Origin of the sequence: Brooklawnia cerclae (genome assembly GCF_011758645.1) — a bacterium.
Taxonomy (GTDB): domain Bacteria; phylum Actinomycetota; class Actinomycetes; order Propionibacteriales; family Propionibacteriaceae; genus Brooklawnia; species Brooklawnia cerclae.
In genome coordinates this window covers 1,174,595-1,189,946 of record NZ_JAAMOZ010000001.1, presented here as the reverse complement: position 1 = coordinate 1,189,946, position 15,352 = coordinate 1,174,595, and the positions used below count along the sequence as shown (strand labels likewise).

Annotated in this window: 12 protein-coding genes; 2 read left to right on the top strand and 10 right to left on the bottom strand. The window is 69.4% G+C overall.

Annotated features, from left to right (window positions below; all coding sequences use genetic code 11):
- Nucleotides 1-4: 4 nt before the first annotated feature.
- From gltB to gatC, 10 genes are all read right to left on the bottom strand, one after another.
- Nucleotides 5-4,531: a glutamate synthase large subunit gene (gltB, locus tag FB473_RS05695; protein ID WP_167165488.1), complete on the bottom strand. Its 4,527-nt coding sequence runs from the start codon at nucleotides 4,529-4,531 to the stop codon at nucleotides 5-7.
- A 99-nt stretch (nucleotides 4,532-4,630) separates the two neighbouring features.
- Entirely contained in the window at nucleotides 4,631-5,515 is an 885-nt protein-coding gene (lgt, locus tag FB473_RS05690; protein WP_167165486.1) for a prolipoprotein diacylglyceryl transferase, read from the bottom strand.
- 4 nt (nucleotides 5,516-5,519) lie between these two features.
- Nucleotides 5,520-6,392, bottom strand: coding sequence for a tryptophan synthase subunit alpha (gene trpA / locus FB473_RS05685; RefSeq protein ID WP_167165484.1), 873 nt, complete (start codon nucleotides 6,390-6,392; stop codon nucleotides 5,520-5,522).
- On the bottom strand, nucleotides 6,392-7,669 hold the full coding sequence (gene trpB / locus FB473_RS05680) for a tryptophan synthase subunit beta (protein WP_167165482.1): 1,278 nt from the start codon (nucleotides 7,667-7,669) through the stop codon (nucleotides 6,392-6,394). Before trpB ends, trpA begins: the two co-directional genes overlap by 1 nt.
- Nucleotides 7,670-7,677: 8 nt before the next feature.
- The gene (trpC, locus tag FB473_RS05675) at nucleotides 7,678-8,472 is read right to left on the bottom strand and encodes an indole-3-glycerol phosphate synthase TrpC (protein ID WP_167165480.1); all 795 of its coding nucleotides are present in this window, start codon (nucleotides 8,470-8,472) and stop codon (nucleotides 7,678-7,680) included.
- Entirely contained in the window at nucleotides 8,469-10,028 is a 1,560-nt protein-coding gene (locus tag FB473_RS05670; protein ID WP_167165478.1) for an anthranilate synthase component I, read from the bottom strand. Before FB473_RS05670 ends, trpC begins: the two co-directional genes overlap by 4 nt.
- Nucleotides 10,025-10,411 (bottom strand): phosphoribosyl-AMP cyclohydrolase, encoded by a 387-nt coding sequence (gene hisI / locus FB473_RS05665; protein ID WP_167165476.1) that lies wholly within the window; start codon nucleotides 10,409-10,411, stop codon nucleotides 10,025-10,027. Before hisI ends, FB473_RS05670 begins: the two co-directional genes overlap by 4 nt.
- A gap of 92 nt (nucleotides 10,412-10,503) precedes the next feature.
- Nucleotides 10,504-12,006, bottom strand: a complete 1,503-nt coding sequence (gene gatB / locus FB473_RS05660; RefSeq protein WP_167165474.1) for an Asp-tRNA(Asn)/Glu-tRNA(Gln) amidotransferase subunit GatB — start codon at nucleotides 12,004-12,006, stop codon at nucleotides 10,504-10,506.
- Nucleotides 12,003-13,520: an Asp-tRNA(Asn)/Glu-tRNA(Gln) amidotransferase subunit GatA gene (gatA, locus tag FB473_RS05655; RefSeq protein WP_167165472.1), complete on the bottom strand. Its 1,518-nt coding sequence runs from the start codon at nucleotides 13,518-13,520 to the stop codon at nucleotides 12,003-12,005. Before gatA ends, gatB begins: the two co-directional genes overlap by 4 nt.
- A complete protein-coding gene (gene gatC, locus FB473_RS05650) occupies nucleotides 13,517-13,816 on the bottom strand; it encodes an Asp-tRNA(Asn)/Glu-tRNA(Gln) amidotransferase subunit GatC (protein ID WP_341770042.1) in 300 nt (99 codons plus the stop codon). Before gatC ends, gatA begins: the two co-directional genes overlap by 4 nt.
- 344 nt (nucleotides 13,817-14,160) lie before the next feature.
- On the opposite strand from gatC, the gene FB473_RS05645 reads away from it, so the two are divergent.
- Both FB473_RS05645 and FB473_RS05640 read left to right on the top strand, forming a co-directional pair.
- Nucleotides 14,161-14,778 carry an ACT domain-containing protein gene (locus FB473_RS05645; RefSeq protein ID WP_167165470.1) on the top strand — a complete coding sequence of 206 codons (618 nt, stop codon included), beginning with the start codon at nucleotides 14,161-14,163 and terminating at the stop codon, nucleotides 14,776-14,778.
- A gap of 54 nt (nucleotides 14,779-14,832) precedes the next feature.
- A complete protein-coding gene (locus tag FB473_RS05640; RefSeq protein ID WP_167165468.1) occupies nucleotides 14,833-15,342 on the top strand; it encodes a hypothetical protein in 510 nt (169 codons plus the stop codon).
- Nucleotides 15,343-15,352: the final 10 nt, after the last annotated feature.

The following is a 15,352-nucleotide window of genomic DNA, read 5'->3' as shown; positions in this document are numbered from 1 at the left end:
CACGTCACGCACGGGACGCCTCCATCAACACCTGGGTGAGTTCCTCGTCGTGCAGGCCCAACTCGACCGCCTGCTCCCGCACGCGGATGATCCGCGCGTAGTCACGCGGCAAGATCTTGGTGAACCGCCTGGCCACGCCGTCCGGGCCGAGGCTCAGCAGTTCCTCGGCCCGCTTCGAACCGGTTTCGGTGGCATGGCGCGCCAGCAGCTCCATCACGCGCTCCACGTCGTCGGCAGTCAGGTCGACGGCATCGACGTACTCGGTGTTCAGCCTGTCAGGACGAAGATCGAGCACCCACGCGACGCCACCCGACATGCCGGCCGCGAAGTTGCGGCCGGTCGTACCGAGCACGAGGGCCTCACCGCCGGTCATGTACTCACAGCCGTGGTCACCCACGCCTTCCACGACCGCCGTGGCACCCGAGTTGCGGACGCAGAAGCGCTCGCCCACCCGGCCGCTCAGGAAGATCTCGCCCGACGTCGCACCGTAGGCCACGACGTTGCCGCCGATGATCTGATCGGCCGCGACGAAGGTGGACGCCGGGTTCGGGCGCACGATGATGCGGCCCCCCGACAGCCCCTTGGCGAGGTAGTCGTTCGCGTCGCCGATCAGGCGCAAGGTGATGCCGGCCGGCACGAACGCGCCGAAGCTCTGCCCCGCGGTCCCGGTCAGCTCGAACTCGATGGTGTCCTCCGGCAGGCCGGCGCCCTCGGTCGCCTTCGTCACGACGTGGCCGAGCATCGTCCCGACGGTGCGGTTGACGTTGCGGATCGGCACGGACGCGCGCACATGCTCGCCACGTTCGATGGCAGGGGCGGCGAGCTCGATGAGCCGGACGTCGAGCGAACGATCCAGCTCGTGGTCCTGTGTCACGCGCTGGAAGCGCGCCGTGCCCTCGGGCAGCTCCACCTCGTGAAGCACCGGGGTCAGGTCCAGCCCCCGAGCCTTGTAGTGATCGACGGCCTGGCGCGTCTCCAGACGATCGGCGCGTCCCACGGCCTCCCCGAGCGTCCGGAACCCGAGCTGGGCGAGGTACTCGCGCACCTCCTGGGCGATGAACTGCATGAAGTTGATGACGTACTCGGGCTTGCCGGCGTACTTCTTGCGCAACTCGGGGTTCTGCGTCGCCACACCGACCGGGCAGGTGTCCAGGTGGCACTTGCGCATGATGATGCAGCCGGTGGTCACCAGTGCCGTGGTGGCGAACCCGAACTCCTCGGCGCCCAGCAGAGCGGCGATGACGACGTCGCGGCCGGTCTTCAACTGCCCGTCGCACTGGACGACGATACGGTCGCGCAGCCGGTTCAACACCAACGTCTGCTGGGTCTCGGCCAGGCCGAGCTCCCAGGGCGCACCCGCGTGCTTGATCGACGTCAGGGGCGCGGCGCCCGTGCCGCCGTCATGGCCGGAGATCAGCACGACATCCGCCTTGGCCTTCGCGACGCCCGCGGCGACCGTGCCCACACCGACCTCGCTGACCAGCTTCACATGGACGCGGGCCTCGGGGTTGGCGCACTTCAGGTCGTGGATGAGTTGCTTCAGGTCCTCGATGGAGTAGATGTCGTGGTGCGGCGGCGGGCTGATGAGGGCCACACCCGGAGTCGAATGCCGCGTCCGCGCGATCCACGGGTAGACCTTCGGGCCGGGCAGCTGCCCGCCCTCACCAGGCTTGGCGCCCTGGGCCATCTTGATCTGCAGGTCGCGGGCGTAGGTGAGGTATTCGGAGGTCACACCGAAGCGGCCGGAGGCCACCTGCTTGATCGCTGAGCACCGCTCCGGGTCGTGCAGCCGCTCCGGATCCTCGCCGCCCTCGCCGGTGTTCGACCTGGCACCCAGACGGTTCATGGCGATGGCCAGGGTCTCGTGAGCCTCCTGGCTGATCGACCCGTAGCTCATGGCGCCGGTGGAGAACCGCTTGACGATCTCGCTGACCGGCTCGACCTCCTCGATGGGGATCGGCTCGCCGGCGGGCTTGAGTTCCAGCAGCGAACGCAGCGTCATGAGGCGTGACGACCGCTCGTCGATGCGCGCTGTGTAACGCTTGAAGACGTCGTAGCGCCCGGTCTTGGTCGCGTACTGCAGGCGGAAGACACTCTCGGGATCGAACAGGTGCTGCTCGCCCTCACGGCGCCACTGGTACTGGCCGCCGACCTCCAGCGTCCGGTGCGGAAGCGAGTTCGTCGCCGGGTAGGCGTGGGCGTGATGGCTCGCGATGTCGGCGTGCAACTCCTCCAGGCCGATGCCGTCGATGCGCGATGACGTGCCTGGGAAGAACTCCGCCATGAACCGGCGGCTCAGGCCGACGGCTTCGAAGACCTCGGCGCCCTGGTAGGAGGCCATCGTCGAGATGCCCATCTTGCTCATGACCTTCAGCAGGCCGTGCTCGATGGCGCTCACCACGTTGCGAATGGCCGTCTCGGGGTCGACGGTCACGAGCAGTTCGCGGCGCGACATGTCCTCGGCGCTCTCGAAGAGCAGGTACGGGTTGACCGCCGCCGCGCCGTAGCCCATCAGCAGGGCCAGATGATGCACCTCACGCACGTCACCGGCCTCGACGATCATGCCGATCTGGGCACGCTTGCGCAGCTGCACCAGATGGTGGTGCATGTTCGCCGTGCTCAGCAGCGACGGGATGGGTGCCCGCTCGGGGTTGGAATGCCGATCGGACAAGACGATGTACAAGGCACCCTCGTCGATGGCCTGCGTGGCCTCCTCGCGCATCTCGGCCAGCCGCGCGCGCAACGCGTCCGGCCCCTCCTGCACGTTGTACAGGCAGCTGATCACCTTGGTGATGCCGTGCGGTTGATCGGCCCGCTCACCGTAGTGGACGATCTTGGCCAGTTGCTCGGAGTCGATGACCGGGGACGACAGCACCAACTGCTCCGCCGAGGCCGGCGAGGGCTCCAGCAGGTTGGGCTGCCGCCCGCTGCGCACCTCGAGCGAGGTCACGAGCTCTTCGCGGATGGCGTCCAGTGGCGGGTTGGTGACCTGCGCGAACAGCTGGCTGAAGTAGTCGAACAGCGAACGCGGCTTGTCGGAGAGCACCGCCAGCGGAGTGTCGCTGCCCATCGAGCCGATCGCCTCCGCGCCGGTGTTGGCCATCGGGGCGACCAGCAGGCGAAGATCCTCATGCGAGTAGCCGAAGACCTGCTGGCGGCGTGCCACCGAACTCGATCCGTGGACGATGTGGGTGCGCTCCGGGAGGTCGTCGAGGAAGACGCGGCCGGCGGCCAGCCACTCGCCGTAGGGGTGCTCGGCGGCCAGCGCGTCCTTGATCTCGCGATCGTCGATCAGGCGATGCTGGTCGAGGTCGACGATCAGCATGCGCCCGGGTTGCAGGCGCCCCTTCTGCCGCACCTCGGCGGGGTCGACGTCCAGCACACCCGCCTCGGAGGCGAAGATGACCCGGTCGCCGGTCACCCAGAAACGAGCCGGACGCAGGCCGTTGCGGTCGAGGGTCGCGCCGATCATCGATCCGTCGGTGAACGCTATGCACGCCGGGCCGTCCCACGGCTCCATCAGACAGGCGTGGTAGTCGAAGAAGTCCCGATGTGCCTGGGGCATGTCCGCGTTGTGCTGCCAGGCCTCGGGGATCATCATCATCACCGCGTGCGGCAGGCTGCGACCACCCAGGTGGAGCAGTTCGAGCACCTGGTCGAACGCCGCGGAGTCGGAGTCGCCGGGCACGCAGATCGGGAAGAGCCGCGACATGTCGCCGGGGATGAGGTCGGACGCCAGCAGCGACTCGCGCGCCCGCATCCAGTTGCGGTTTCCCTTGACCGTGTTGATCTCGCCGTTGTGGGCGATGAGGCGGTAGGGGTGCGCCAGCGGCCACGAGGGGAACGTGTTCGTCGAGAACCGGGAGTGCACCAGCGCCAGCGCCGAGGCGAACCTCTCGTCGGACAGGTCGGGGTACACCTCGGTGAGCTGGCTGGTGGTGAGCATGCCCTTGTAGACCGTCGTCCGCGCCGACAGGGACGCGAAGTAGGTGCCGGCCTCGAAACGAGCGCGCCTGCGGAGCGCGAAGACGAGCCGGTCGAGGTCGATGCCCGACGCGTGATGCCGATCGCTGACGAACAGCTGGGCCATGTAGGGCATCGCGTCGCGCGAGATCGGGCTGAGCGTGTCGCTGCGCACCGGCACCTCACGCCAGCCGAGCACCTTGAGACGCTCCTCCAGCGCGATCTTCTCGATGGAGATCATCGCCATGTCGCGTTCCGCCTCGTCGATCGGCAGGAACGCCATGCCGACGGCGTACTCACCGACCGGCGGGAGCATGAAGTCGACGTCCGCGCGGAAGAACGCGTCGGGTATCTGCACGAGAATGCCGGCACCGTCGCCGGCGGCCTCGTCGGCACCCGTGGCCCCCCGGTGATCGAGGTTCGCCAGAGCGGTGAGACCCTGTTCCACCAACTCGTGCGTGGCAATCCCGTCGAGCTTGGCGACGAACGCCACGCCACAAGCGTCATGCTCGTAGCGCGGGTCGTACAAGCCCTGCTGGACGGGTGCTGAAGCCGCCTGTCGAGCCATCTGTCCTCCCATTCCTCGCCCCGTCGGGGCATGAAACGAACCGAGCGTAGGCAGGCGCGGTTACGGGGTCGTTACTTGGCCGCAATGTGGACCAGTGTTTTAGTCGGTGGCCGCGCGCTCTGGGCGAGGTCGGGCCGGTACCAGTGATCCCTGGGGCACGGCGAAGCCGAACGGCCAGAGCCGCACGCCAGGGACACGACGCAGCTGCCACACCAGCGTAGCGACTGCCGCGACGAACACAATCACCGAGACATAGTTGTTCAGCCGGAAGGCCCCGACGTGGTTGACGGGGTCGATGCGGAGTGCCTCGATGAAGAACCGCCCGAACGTGTACCAGGCCACGTAGGCGGTGAACAGTTTGCCTCGCCCCAACTTGAACCGGCGCTCGACCCACAGCAGGACGAAGCCCCCGGCCGTGTCCCAGACCAGCTCGTAGAGGAACGTGGGGTGGAACGTGTCGTACTGCTCGTAACCGTCCGGCCGGTACTGAGGATCGATGTGCAGGCCCCACGGCAACGTGGTGGGACGCCCGAAGAGCTCCTGGTTGAACCAGTTGCCCAGCCGCCCGATCGCCTGCGCGAACAGCACGCCCGGGGCCAGCACGTCGGCGAACGACCCGAAGTCGAGGCGATACCGGCGGCACATGAACCACAGTGCGACCGCTCCGAGGGCCACCCCACCCCAGATGCCCAGGCCACCCGCCCGGATGTTGAACGCCTGCCAAGGGTTGCGTCCCGGCCCGAAGTACAGCTGGTAGTCGGTGATCACGTGGTACAGCCGCGCCCCGACGATGCCGACCAGCACGGTGACCAGCACCGACGCGTCGAACTTCTCGCTGCTGCCGCCGCGCGCCACGAACCGCTTGCTGCCGAGCCAGGCCGCGAGGAAGATGCCCGCGAGGATGAACAGCGCGTAGTAGCGGATCTCGAAGGGCCCGATGAAGAACCCCCGCGACGGCGGGCTCGGAATCTCCAGGAGGATCATCTGCTCACCCCCCGCGCACGGTCGCGTCGTCCGGCACGACCGGACGACGTACCCCGGCGGCCAGGTCGGCGACGCGCTCGCGCAACCGAACCAGATCGGCGCTGCCCGCGTCCTCCGCGTCGATCAGGCACTTGACCAGCGCGGAGCCGACGATCACGGCATCGGCGTAAGACCCGACGACAGAAGCCTGATCGCCGTTGGACACCCCGAGCCCGACCCCGACGGGAAGGCTCGGGTCGGCTGCGCGGGCACGATCGACGATCACCGGCGCCGCGGACGAGGTCTGCGTCCGCACCCCGGTGACCCCCATCACCGAGGTCGCGTACACCCAGCCCCGGCAGTTCGCCATCGTCATCGCGATCCGCTCGTCGGTCGAACTCGGCGCGATCAGGAAGACCCGGTCGAGTCCCTGGGCGTCGGAGGCGTCGAGCCACGGCCCTGCCTCGTCGGGCGTCAGGTCGGGGGTGATGAGACCCGCGCCGCCCGCCGCTGCCAGGTCGCGGGCGAAGGCCTCCACCCCGTACTGCTCGACGAGGTTCCAGTAGATCATCACCAGCGGCACGGCCCCGGCCACGGCCACCGCCTCGACGGCCCGGAACACATCATGGGTGCGTACCCCGCGCTCCAGCGCCCGGGTGGTGGCGTGCTGGATCGCCAGCCCGTCCATCATCGGATCGGAGTACGGCATGCCGATCTCGACCATGTCGACGCCGATCCCGTCGGTTCCCTGCGCCAGCGCGCGCATGGCCTCGATCGAGTGGTCGACGTCGGGATAGCCGACGGGGAGGTAACCGACCAGGGCGGCGCGTCCGGCAGCCTTCGCGTCCCGCAGCACATGCCCGCTGATGCCGAGCCGGGGGTCGACCGTGGTGCTCATCACAACGCTCCTGTCGAATGGTCCGCCTCGCCACGGACGCCGAAATACGCCATGGCCGTGTCCACGTCCTTGTCTCCACGCCCCGAGATGTTGATGAGGATCAACGGGCGGGCGTCCGGATCCTGTTCGGCGATACGCAGGCCCAGGCGCCGCGCCCCGGCCACGGCGTGGGCCGACTCGATCGCCGGCATGATTCCCTCCGTGCGGCTGAGGAGCAGGAACGCGTCCATGGCCTCCGCGTCGGTGATGGTCTCGTAGGTCGCCCGGCCGGTTCGCGCCAGCCACGAGTGCTCCGGGCCGACGCCCGGATAGTCCAGTCCTGCCGAGATCGAGTGCGACTCGATCGTCTGTCCGTCGGCGTCCTGCAGCACGTAGGTGCGGGTGCCGTGCAGAACCCCGACGCTGCCGCCGTTGATCGCCGCGGCATGCAGGCCGGTCTCGATCCCCGATCCCCCGGCCTCGAAGCCGTAGAGCGCCACACCTTCGTCCTCGATGAAGTCGGCGAAGATCCCCATGGCGTTGGATCCGCCGCCGACACAGGCGCAGACCGCGTCGGGCAACTGCCCGAACCGCTCGCGCACCTGGACGCGCGCCTCGGCACCGATCACCCGCTGGAACTCGCGAACGATCATCGGGAACGGATGAGGGCCGCTGACCGACCCGATGAGGTAATGGGTGGTATCGACGTTGGTCACCCAGTCGCGCATCGCCTCGTTCATCGCGTCCTTCAGGGTGCGGCTGCCGGCCTCGACCGCCACGACCTCGGCGCCGAGCAACTGCATCCGGGCGACGTTGAGCGCCTGGCGCTCGGTGTCGACCTTGCCCATGTAGACCCGGCACTCGAAACCCATCAGGGCGGCCACGGTGGCTGTCGCCACACCGTGCTGGCCCGCACCCGTCTCGGCGATCACGCGGGTCTTGCCCATGCGCCGGGTCAGCAGGCCCTGGCCGAGCACGTTGTTGATCTTGTGCGAGCCGGTGTGGTTGAGATCCTCGCGCTTGAGCACCACCCGGGCGTTCCCGCAGTACTGGCTGAACCGCTTGGCCTCGGTGATCGGACTGGGCCGACCGGTGTAGTTCGCCTGCAGATCGGCGAGCTCCGCCGCGAACTCCGGATCGGTGCGCGAGTCCTCGAAGGCGCGGATCAACTCGTCGAGCGCCGCGTGCAACGCCTCCGGCACGAAGGTGCCGCCGAACTCACCGAAGTGTCCTCGGGCGTCGGGCAGCCCACCCGGGCTCGCGTCACCGGTTCCTGGTCGTCCCTGGTCAATCGTCATGGTCGGCATCACCTGGTTCCAGCGTCGGCGGCGGCGATCAACTCGGCGATCGCCACTCGGGGGTTGTCATGGGTCACGAGTGCCTCACCGACGAGGATCACGTCGGCGCCGGCGGAGCGGACGCGTGCGGCGTCACCCGCGGTGAGGATCCCGGACTCGGCCACCTTCACCGCGCCTGCGGGCACCAGCGGGACGATCCGCTCGAACATGCCGAGGTCGACGGTCAGTGTCTTGAGGTTGCGGTTGTTGATGCCGATCAGTGCGGCACCCAGCCCGGCGGCTCGCCGTGCCTCGTCCGGCGTGTGCACCTCGACGAGCGGGGTCAGGCCCAGTTCCAGCGACAGCGTGTACAGCCGCTCCAGCGTGGCGTCGTCGAGGGCCGCGACGATGAGCAGGACGAGGTCGGCGCCGTGGGCCCGAGCCTCGTAGATCTGGTACGGCTCGACGGTGAAATCCTTGCGCAGGATCGGCCGATCGACCCGGGAGCGGATGCGCACGAGATCATCGAGGCTCCCCCCGAAACGGCGGCGCTCGGTCAGCACCGAGATCGCAGCGGCGCCACCGGCCGCATAGGCCAAGGCGAGCTCCTCCGGATCGGGGATGTCGGCCAGCGCACCCTTCGACGGGCTGGAACGCTTGACCTCGGCTATCACCGACAGGCCGGGTGCACGAAACCCGGGCAAGGGATCACGGGGCTCCGGCGCAGCGAACGCGCGGTCGACCAGCTCGTCCAGCCCGATCGCCGCCTCGCGCACGGCCATGTCCGCGCGCACACCGACGATGATGTCGTCCAGGACGCTCACCTTTCCCCCTCTCGCCTGCCGTCGAGGCTACCGGGTCGAGGTGACAACTCGACGGTGCCGTTCGCCCGGGCGACAGCCCCCAGCACGGCCGCCGCCTTGTTGCGGCACTCGGCGTCCTCACGCTCGGGGACCGAGTCGGCCACGATCCCGGCACCGGCCTGGACGTAGGCCACCCCGTCCTTGACCAGCGCGGTGCGGATCGCGATGGCCGCGTCCGAGTCGCCCGCGAAGTCGAGATAGCCGACGACCCCGCCGTAGGGACCACGCCGAGTGGACTCCAGGCCGTCGATGATCGTCATGGCGCTGACCTTGGGGGCCCCCGACAGCGTGCCCGCCGGGAAGCAGGCCATGGTCACGTCGAGGGCGCTGCGCCCGGACTGGACGCGCCCGGTGACACTCGCCTCCAGGTGCATCACATGGCTGTAGCGGTGCACCGACATGAACTCGGTCACCTCGACCGTACCCGGATCGCACACACGGCCCAGGTCGTTGCGGCCCAGGTCGACGAGCATCACGTGCTCGGCGCGCTCCTTCTCGTCGGCCAGCAGCTCGTGCTCGAGTGCCAGGTCGTCGGCCGGGTTCGCCCCCCTGGGGCGGGTGCCCGCGATCGGCCGGGTGGTGGCCAGCCCGTCCTTGACCGTCACCAGCGCCTCCGGGCTCGACCCCACGAGCGCGAACCGCTCACCGTCGTCCTCGAGCCGCAGCAGATAGAGGTAGGGGCTCGGGTTGGTGACCCGCAGCTCCCGGTAGATCGCGAACGGGTCGGCATCGGTGTCGACCTCGAAGCGCTGGCTGGGTACCACCTGGAAGATGTCACCGGCGAAGATCCGTTCGCGAGCGGCCTCGACCATGGCGTGGAACTGTTCGGGGGTGCGCTGCCGCCTGACTTCGGGCTCGGTCCGGGACGCCCGCACGGCCAGAAGGCTCGGACGAGGCTCGGCCAGCCGCTCAGCCATCGTCCGCACGCGGTCACAGGCGTCGTTCCAGGCCTGGTCGACGCGCTCGGGCGAGGCGTCGAAGTTGATGGCGTTGGCAACCAGCCAGACCTCGCCGCGATGATGGTCGAGGACCGCCATGTCGGAGGCCAGCATCATCACCATGTCGGGGACGCCCAGGTCGTCGTCCACGGTGTCGGGGATGGCCTCCATCTCCCGTACCAGGTCGTATCCGAGATAACCGACCATGCCCGAGGTCAGGGGAGGCAGCTCGGGGTCGCGCGGAGTGTGGAGGGCACCGAGCGTGGCGTCGAGCATCTGGAGCGGGCTGCCGGAGACGGGCAGGCCGGTGATCGGGCGACCTGTCCAGTGCGCCTCGCCCTTCCTGCCGATCAGGGTGGCCCCGGCGTTCACGCCGATGAACGACCAGCGCGACCACGTGCCCTGCTCGGCAGACTCGAAGAGGAAGGTGCCGGGGCGATCGCCGCACAACGCCTGGTAGCAGCCGACCGGTGTCAGATCGTCGGCGATCAGCCGTGCGTGGACGCTGATCACCCGCCGGTGCGCGGCCTGCTCGCGGAACTCGTCCAGGGTCGGGCTGATCCGGAGAGAATCGATCACCGCTCCCCCTCGTCAGGGGCAGATGGTTCATCAGCCAGCAGCACCCCGCCGGCATCGAAGCAACTCGTCGTGCCCGTGTGGCACGCCGGGCCGATCTGGTCGACACGCAGCAGCAGCGTGTCGCCGTCGCAGTCGATGCTGACCTCGCGGACGTGCTGGGTGTGCCCGCTGGTGGCGCCCTTGCGCCACAACTCCTGCCGGCTGCGCGACCAGTAGGTGGCCTGGCGCGTCGCGAGGGTGACGGCGAGCGACTCGTCCGACATCCAGGCCATCATGAGGACGCGCCCGCTGGTGGCGTCCTGCACCACGGCCGGGACGAGCCCGTCGGCTGTGCGCTTGAGCCGCCCGGCGATGTCGGCGGGCAGCGGCTGGGCCAAAGGCATGGTCAATTCTCCTGCATGATCAAGGACCCCTCCGACGGCGATCGGTTCGCGGACGCCGCCCTCAGGCCCGGAAACATCTGCGGCACTCCTGGTCAGGCCAGCTTCTCGAGGACGAGCTCTCGCACCCGGGCCGCGTCGGCCTTCCCCCTCATGGCCTTCATGACGGCACCGATCAGGGCGCCGGCGGCCTGCACCTTGCCGTCGCGGATCTTCTGCGCGACATCGGGATGAGCCGCGATCGCCTCGTCCACGGCCTTCGACAGCGCCCCCTCGTCGGAGACGACCGCCAGCCCGCGAGCCGCGACCACCTCGGCCGGGTCGCCCTCACCGGCGAGCACACCCTCGATCACCACGCGCGCGAGCTTGTCGGTGAGCGTGCCGTCGTCCACGAGTGCCTGCAGCGCAGTCACCTGGGCCGGGGTCATGGGCACCTCGTCCAGCGCGATGCCGGCCTCGTTCGCGTGCCTGGCGAGCTCGGTCAGCCACCACTTGCGCGCGGCAGCGGGGCCGGCGCCCGCGGCGACCGTCTGCTCGACGAGATCGAGCGCGCCCTCGTTTCCGAGCACGTCACGCATCTCGAGATCGGTGAACCCCCACTCCGCCTGCAGCCGGGCGCGGCGCGCGGCCGGTGGCTCGGGAAGCGTGGCGCGCAGTTCCTCGACCCACTCGCGGCTCGGCGCGACCGGCACGAGGTCGGGCTCCGGGAAGTAACGGTAGTCCTCCGCGGTCTCCTTGGACCGGCCGGCGGTGGTGAAACCCTCCTCGTGCCACATCCGCGTCTCCTGACGCACCCTGGCGCCCGACGACAGCACCGCGCCCTGACGGCAGATCTCGTAGCGCAGAGCGGCCTCGACCGATCTCAGGGAGTTCACGTTCTTCGTCTCGGTGCGGATGCCCAGCTCCGTGGCGCCCTTGGGCATGAGCGACACGTTGGCGTCGCATCGCATGTTCCCGCGTTCCATGCGTGCCTCCGACACCCCGAGCGCCCGCATGAGATCGCGCAGGAACGCCATGTACTCGCGCGCCACCTCGGGCCCCCTGGTCCCCGTGCCGAAGATCGGCCGGGTGACGATCTCCATCAACGGGACGCCCGCCCGGTTGTAGTCGACCAGCGAGTAGTCCGCGCCCTGGATGCGGCCCGCGCCACCCACGTGGACGAGCTTGCCCGCGTCCTCCTCCATGTGCACGCGCTCGATCGGGATCCGGTACGACTCCCCGTCGAACTCGATGTCGACGCCCCCGTCGAAGCACAGCGGCTCGTCGTACTGGCTGACCTGATAGTCCTTGGGCATGTCGGGATAGAAGTAGTTCTTGCGCGCGAACCTGCACCACTCCGCGATCCCGCAGTCGAGCGCCAGCCCGATGCGGATCGCCGACTCCACGGCCTTGCCGTTGACGACCGGCAGCGAACCGGGCAGGCCCAGGCAGACGGGGCAGGTGTGGGTGTTGGGCGCCCCGCCGTAGGTGGTGGCGCAACCGCACCACATCTTGGACGCGGTGTTCAGCTCGACGTGCACCTCCAGGCCCATGACGACGTCGAAGCGCTCCAGCACCTCGTCGTAGTCCATCAGCTCGTCGGCTGCGAACACGCTCATCGGGACACCTCCATCGCCGCCAGGTCGGGAACACGATCCAACAGCGGCCCGCCCCACCGGTCGGCGAGCGCGCGCTCCAGTGCCGCGCCCACCAGATAGCAGCGATCGTCGGCCAGCGCGGGAGCCATGACCTGGAAGCCGGTCGGCAGGCCGTCCTCGTCGGCGACCCCGTTCGGGAACGACGCCGCCGCGATGCCGGCCAGGTTGGCGGGGATCGTGCACAGGTCGGACTTGTACATCGCCAGCGGGTCGGCCGTACGCTCGCCCAGGCGGAACGCCGTGGTGGGGCTGGACGGCGAGACGAGCACGTCGCACTGGGCGAAGGCCGCCCGGAAGTCACGAGCGATCAGCGTCCGCACCTTCTGGGCCGATCCGTAGTAGGCGTCGTAGTAGCCCGCCGACAACGCGTAGGTGCCGATGATGATCCGGCGCTTGGCCTCGTCCCCGAAGCCCGCGGCACGCGAGGCGCGCATGACCTGTTCGGTGCTGGCCGTCCCGTCGTCACCGACGCGCAGACCGTAACGCATGCCGTCGTAGCGAGCCAGGTTGCTGGACACCTCGGCAGGCATGATCAGGTAGTACGCGGCCAGCGCGTCGTCGAAGTGCGGACAGCTCACCTCGACGATCTCGGCACCCAGCGACGCCAACAGGTCGACGGTCTCGGTGAAACGCCGCTCGACTCCCGACGCATATCCCTCGCCCCCGAGCTCGGTGACCACACCGATCCGCAGGCCCGTGACATCGGCCTTCCGGGCCGCGGCCACCACGTCGGGCAACGGCGCCGGGATCGACGTCGAGTCGCGCGGATCGTGACCGCCCATCGTGCGATGCAGCAGGGCCGCGTCCAGCACGGTGCGAGCGCACGGCCCCGGCACGTCGAGCGAGGAAGCCATCGCGATGACGCCGTAGCGCGAGACGCTGCCATAGGTGGGCTTCGTGCCCACGGTGCCGGTCACGGCGGCCGGCTGGCGGATCGAACCGCCCGTGTCGGTGCCGATGGCCAGCGGCGTCTCGAAGGCCGCGAGGGCCGCGGCCGAGCCACCACCCGAGCCACCGGGGATCCGGTCGAGGTCCCACGGGTTGTGGGTCGGCCCGAACGCCGAGGTCTCGGTGGACGAACCCATCGCGAACTCGTCCAGGTTCGTCTTGCCGAGGACGACCAGACCCGAGGCCACCAGCCGCTCGACGACGGTCGCATCGTAGGGGGGCTTCCACCCCTCCAGGATGCGTGAACCCGCCGTGGTGGGAAGGCACTGGTAGCAGAAGAGGTCTTTCACCGCGACCGGGACGCCGGCCAACGGGCCGACGCGCTCCCCGGCGACGACCTTCGCGTCCACGGCGCGCGCCTGGCCGAGCGCCCGATCGGCGTCCACCGCGAGGAAGGCATGGACGAGCCCGTCAACCGCCGAGATGCGGTCGAGGTGCATGCGTGTGATCTCCTCGGCGCTCTGCTCCCCCGCCGCGATCCGACGCGCGAGCTCACTGGCCGGCGCGCTCAGCGTGTCGTCGGTCACGAGGCCTCCTCGTCCAGTACGCGAGGCACCCGGAAGCGCTCGTCCTCCACCGCGGGTGCGCCGGCCAGCACGGCGGTGGCCGGCCAGCTCGGGCGCACCTCGTCGTCGCGGAAGACGTTGCTCAACTCGATGGCGTGCGAGGTGGGCGGCACGTCGAGGTCGGCCACCCGGCCGACACTCGCGACCGCGTCGAGGATGACGTCCAACTGGGGTGCCAGCCGGACGAGCTCGTCGTCGGACAGCTCGATCCGGGCGAGGTCGGCCAGCCGCGCCACGTCCTGGGCAGTAAGAGCCACTGCGAAACTCCTGGGTAATGAATCACGATGCCGGCCATGGTTCACGCCATGACAACAGCCCATCCTAGACCGTGCGCCGGTAGGCGCCGATCCGCGCACGACGCACCCCGCCCGGCTGTCGCGCTGCGGTGGGGCGACCCGCGTGCGATCCTCACGGGTGCCGGAGATTCCGGTGTGCCACATACGGCCCGCCGGAAAACTCATCGTCCCCGCGAGGCCGAGCGCTCAGCATCACCGCCGCACCGAGCATCGTGAGAGTCCCGATCTGCCCCCGACAGCGCATTGCAACCTGACCGTAACCGCAACGTTATGCACCGGGAAGCACGTGCTGTCACTATTCGACCATGCTCATGTTGCGCGTGGAACTGCCCGACCGTCCGGGAGCACTCGGACAAGTGGCATCGGCCATCGGCGCGGTAGGGGCCGACATCTACACGATCGAGATCGTGGAACGCGGTGACGGCCACGCCGTCGACGACTTCATGGTCGACCTGCCGAGGGGCTCGCTGCCCGACACGCTGGTCTCGGCGTGCACCGAGATCGAGGGCACCCGCGTGCTGTGGTTGTCGCGGCACCCCGACCAGTGGGCCATCGAGAGCGACCTCGAGATCGCCCAGGAGATGGACCTTCACCGGGCCCGCGCCCTGGAACTGCTCGTCGAGCACGCGCCGCGCCTGTTCCACTCGCGCTGGGCCCTGGTGGTCGGCCTGGAGGAACGCCGCGTCCTCGCCCGCACCGAGGACGCCCCCGATCTCACCGAGGGGCAGATCGCCGCCCTCGCGCCGCTCGACGAGGCCCACGCCCTCGACATGCCCGACTGGCTTCAGGGATGGGGGGACGTCTCAGTCGCGCTCGCGCCCACCGGCACGGGCCTGATCGTCCTCGTGGGACGCCAGGGTGGCCCGCAGTTCCTCGATTCCGAGCTCCACCGCCTGCACAGGCTCGTCCGTCTCGCCCACTGAGGCCGCCCCGCCGCGGCACCGGACGTGATAGGGGCGTCTGACACACTTGGTCTCGTGACCGACGGGTTCTGGTGGCAACTGCTCGTCGCCCTCGCCTACGCGACACTCGGTTCGGTCATCCCGGTGCTCAACAGCGAGGCGTTCATCGTGGCGAGCCTCGCCACCGGCCTCATCGACCCATGGTCCCTCGGCCTGGGCCTCGGGGTCGGCCAGGGAGCGGGCAAGATGATCCTCTTCCTGGCCGTGCGCCAGGGACGCAGGCTGCCGTGGCTGCGATCGTCCGCGGGGATCGCGCGGCCCACCCCTGAGCCCGGGACGCTGCGAGCCCGCTGGCGCGCGCTGGTCCGGCGGTTGGACGCAGTGGTCGAGCATCCCCGCTGGGGACCGCTGGGACTGTTCATGTCGGGGTCGGTCAGCCTGCCCCCGAACTACGCCACCACCCTGCTCGCCGCCACGACACGCATCCGGTTCCCGGTGTTCGCCGCGAGCATGTCGCTCGGCCTGATCGCCCGCTCACTGGTCATCTCACTCGCGCTGGCGGGCGTCTTCGATCACTGGTTCTGAGCCGCGGCCG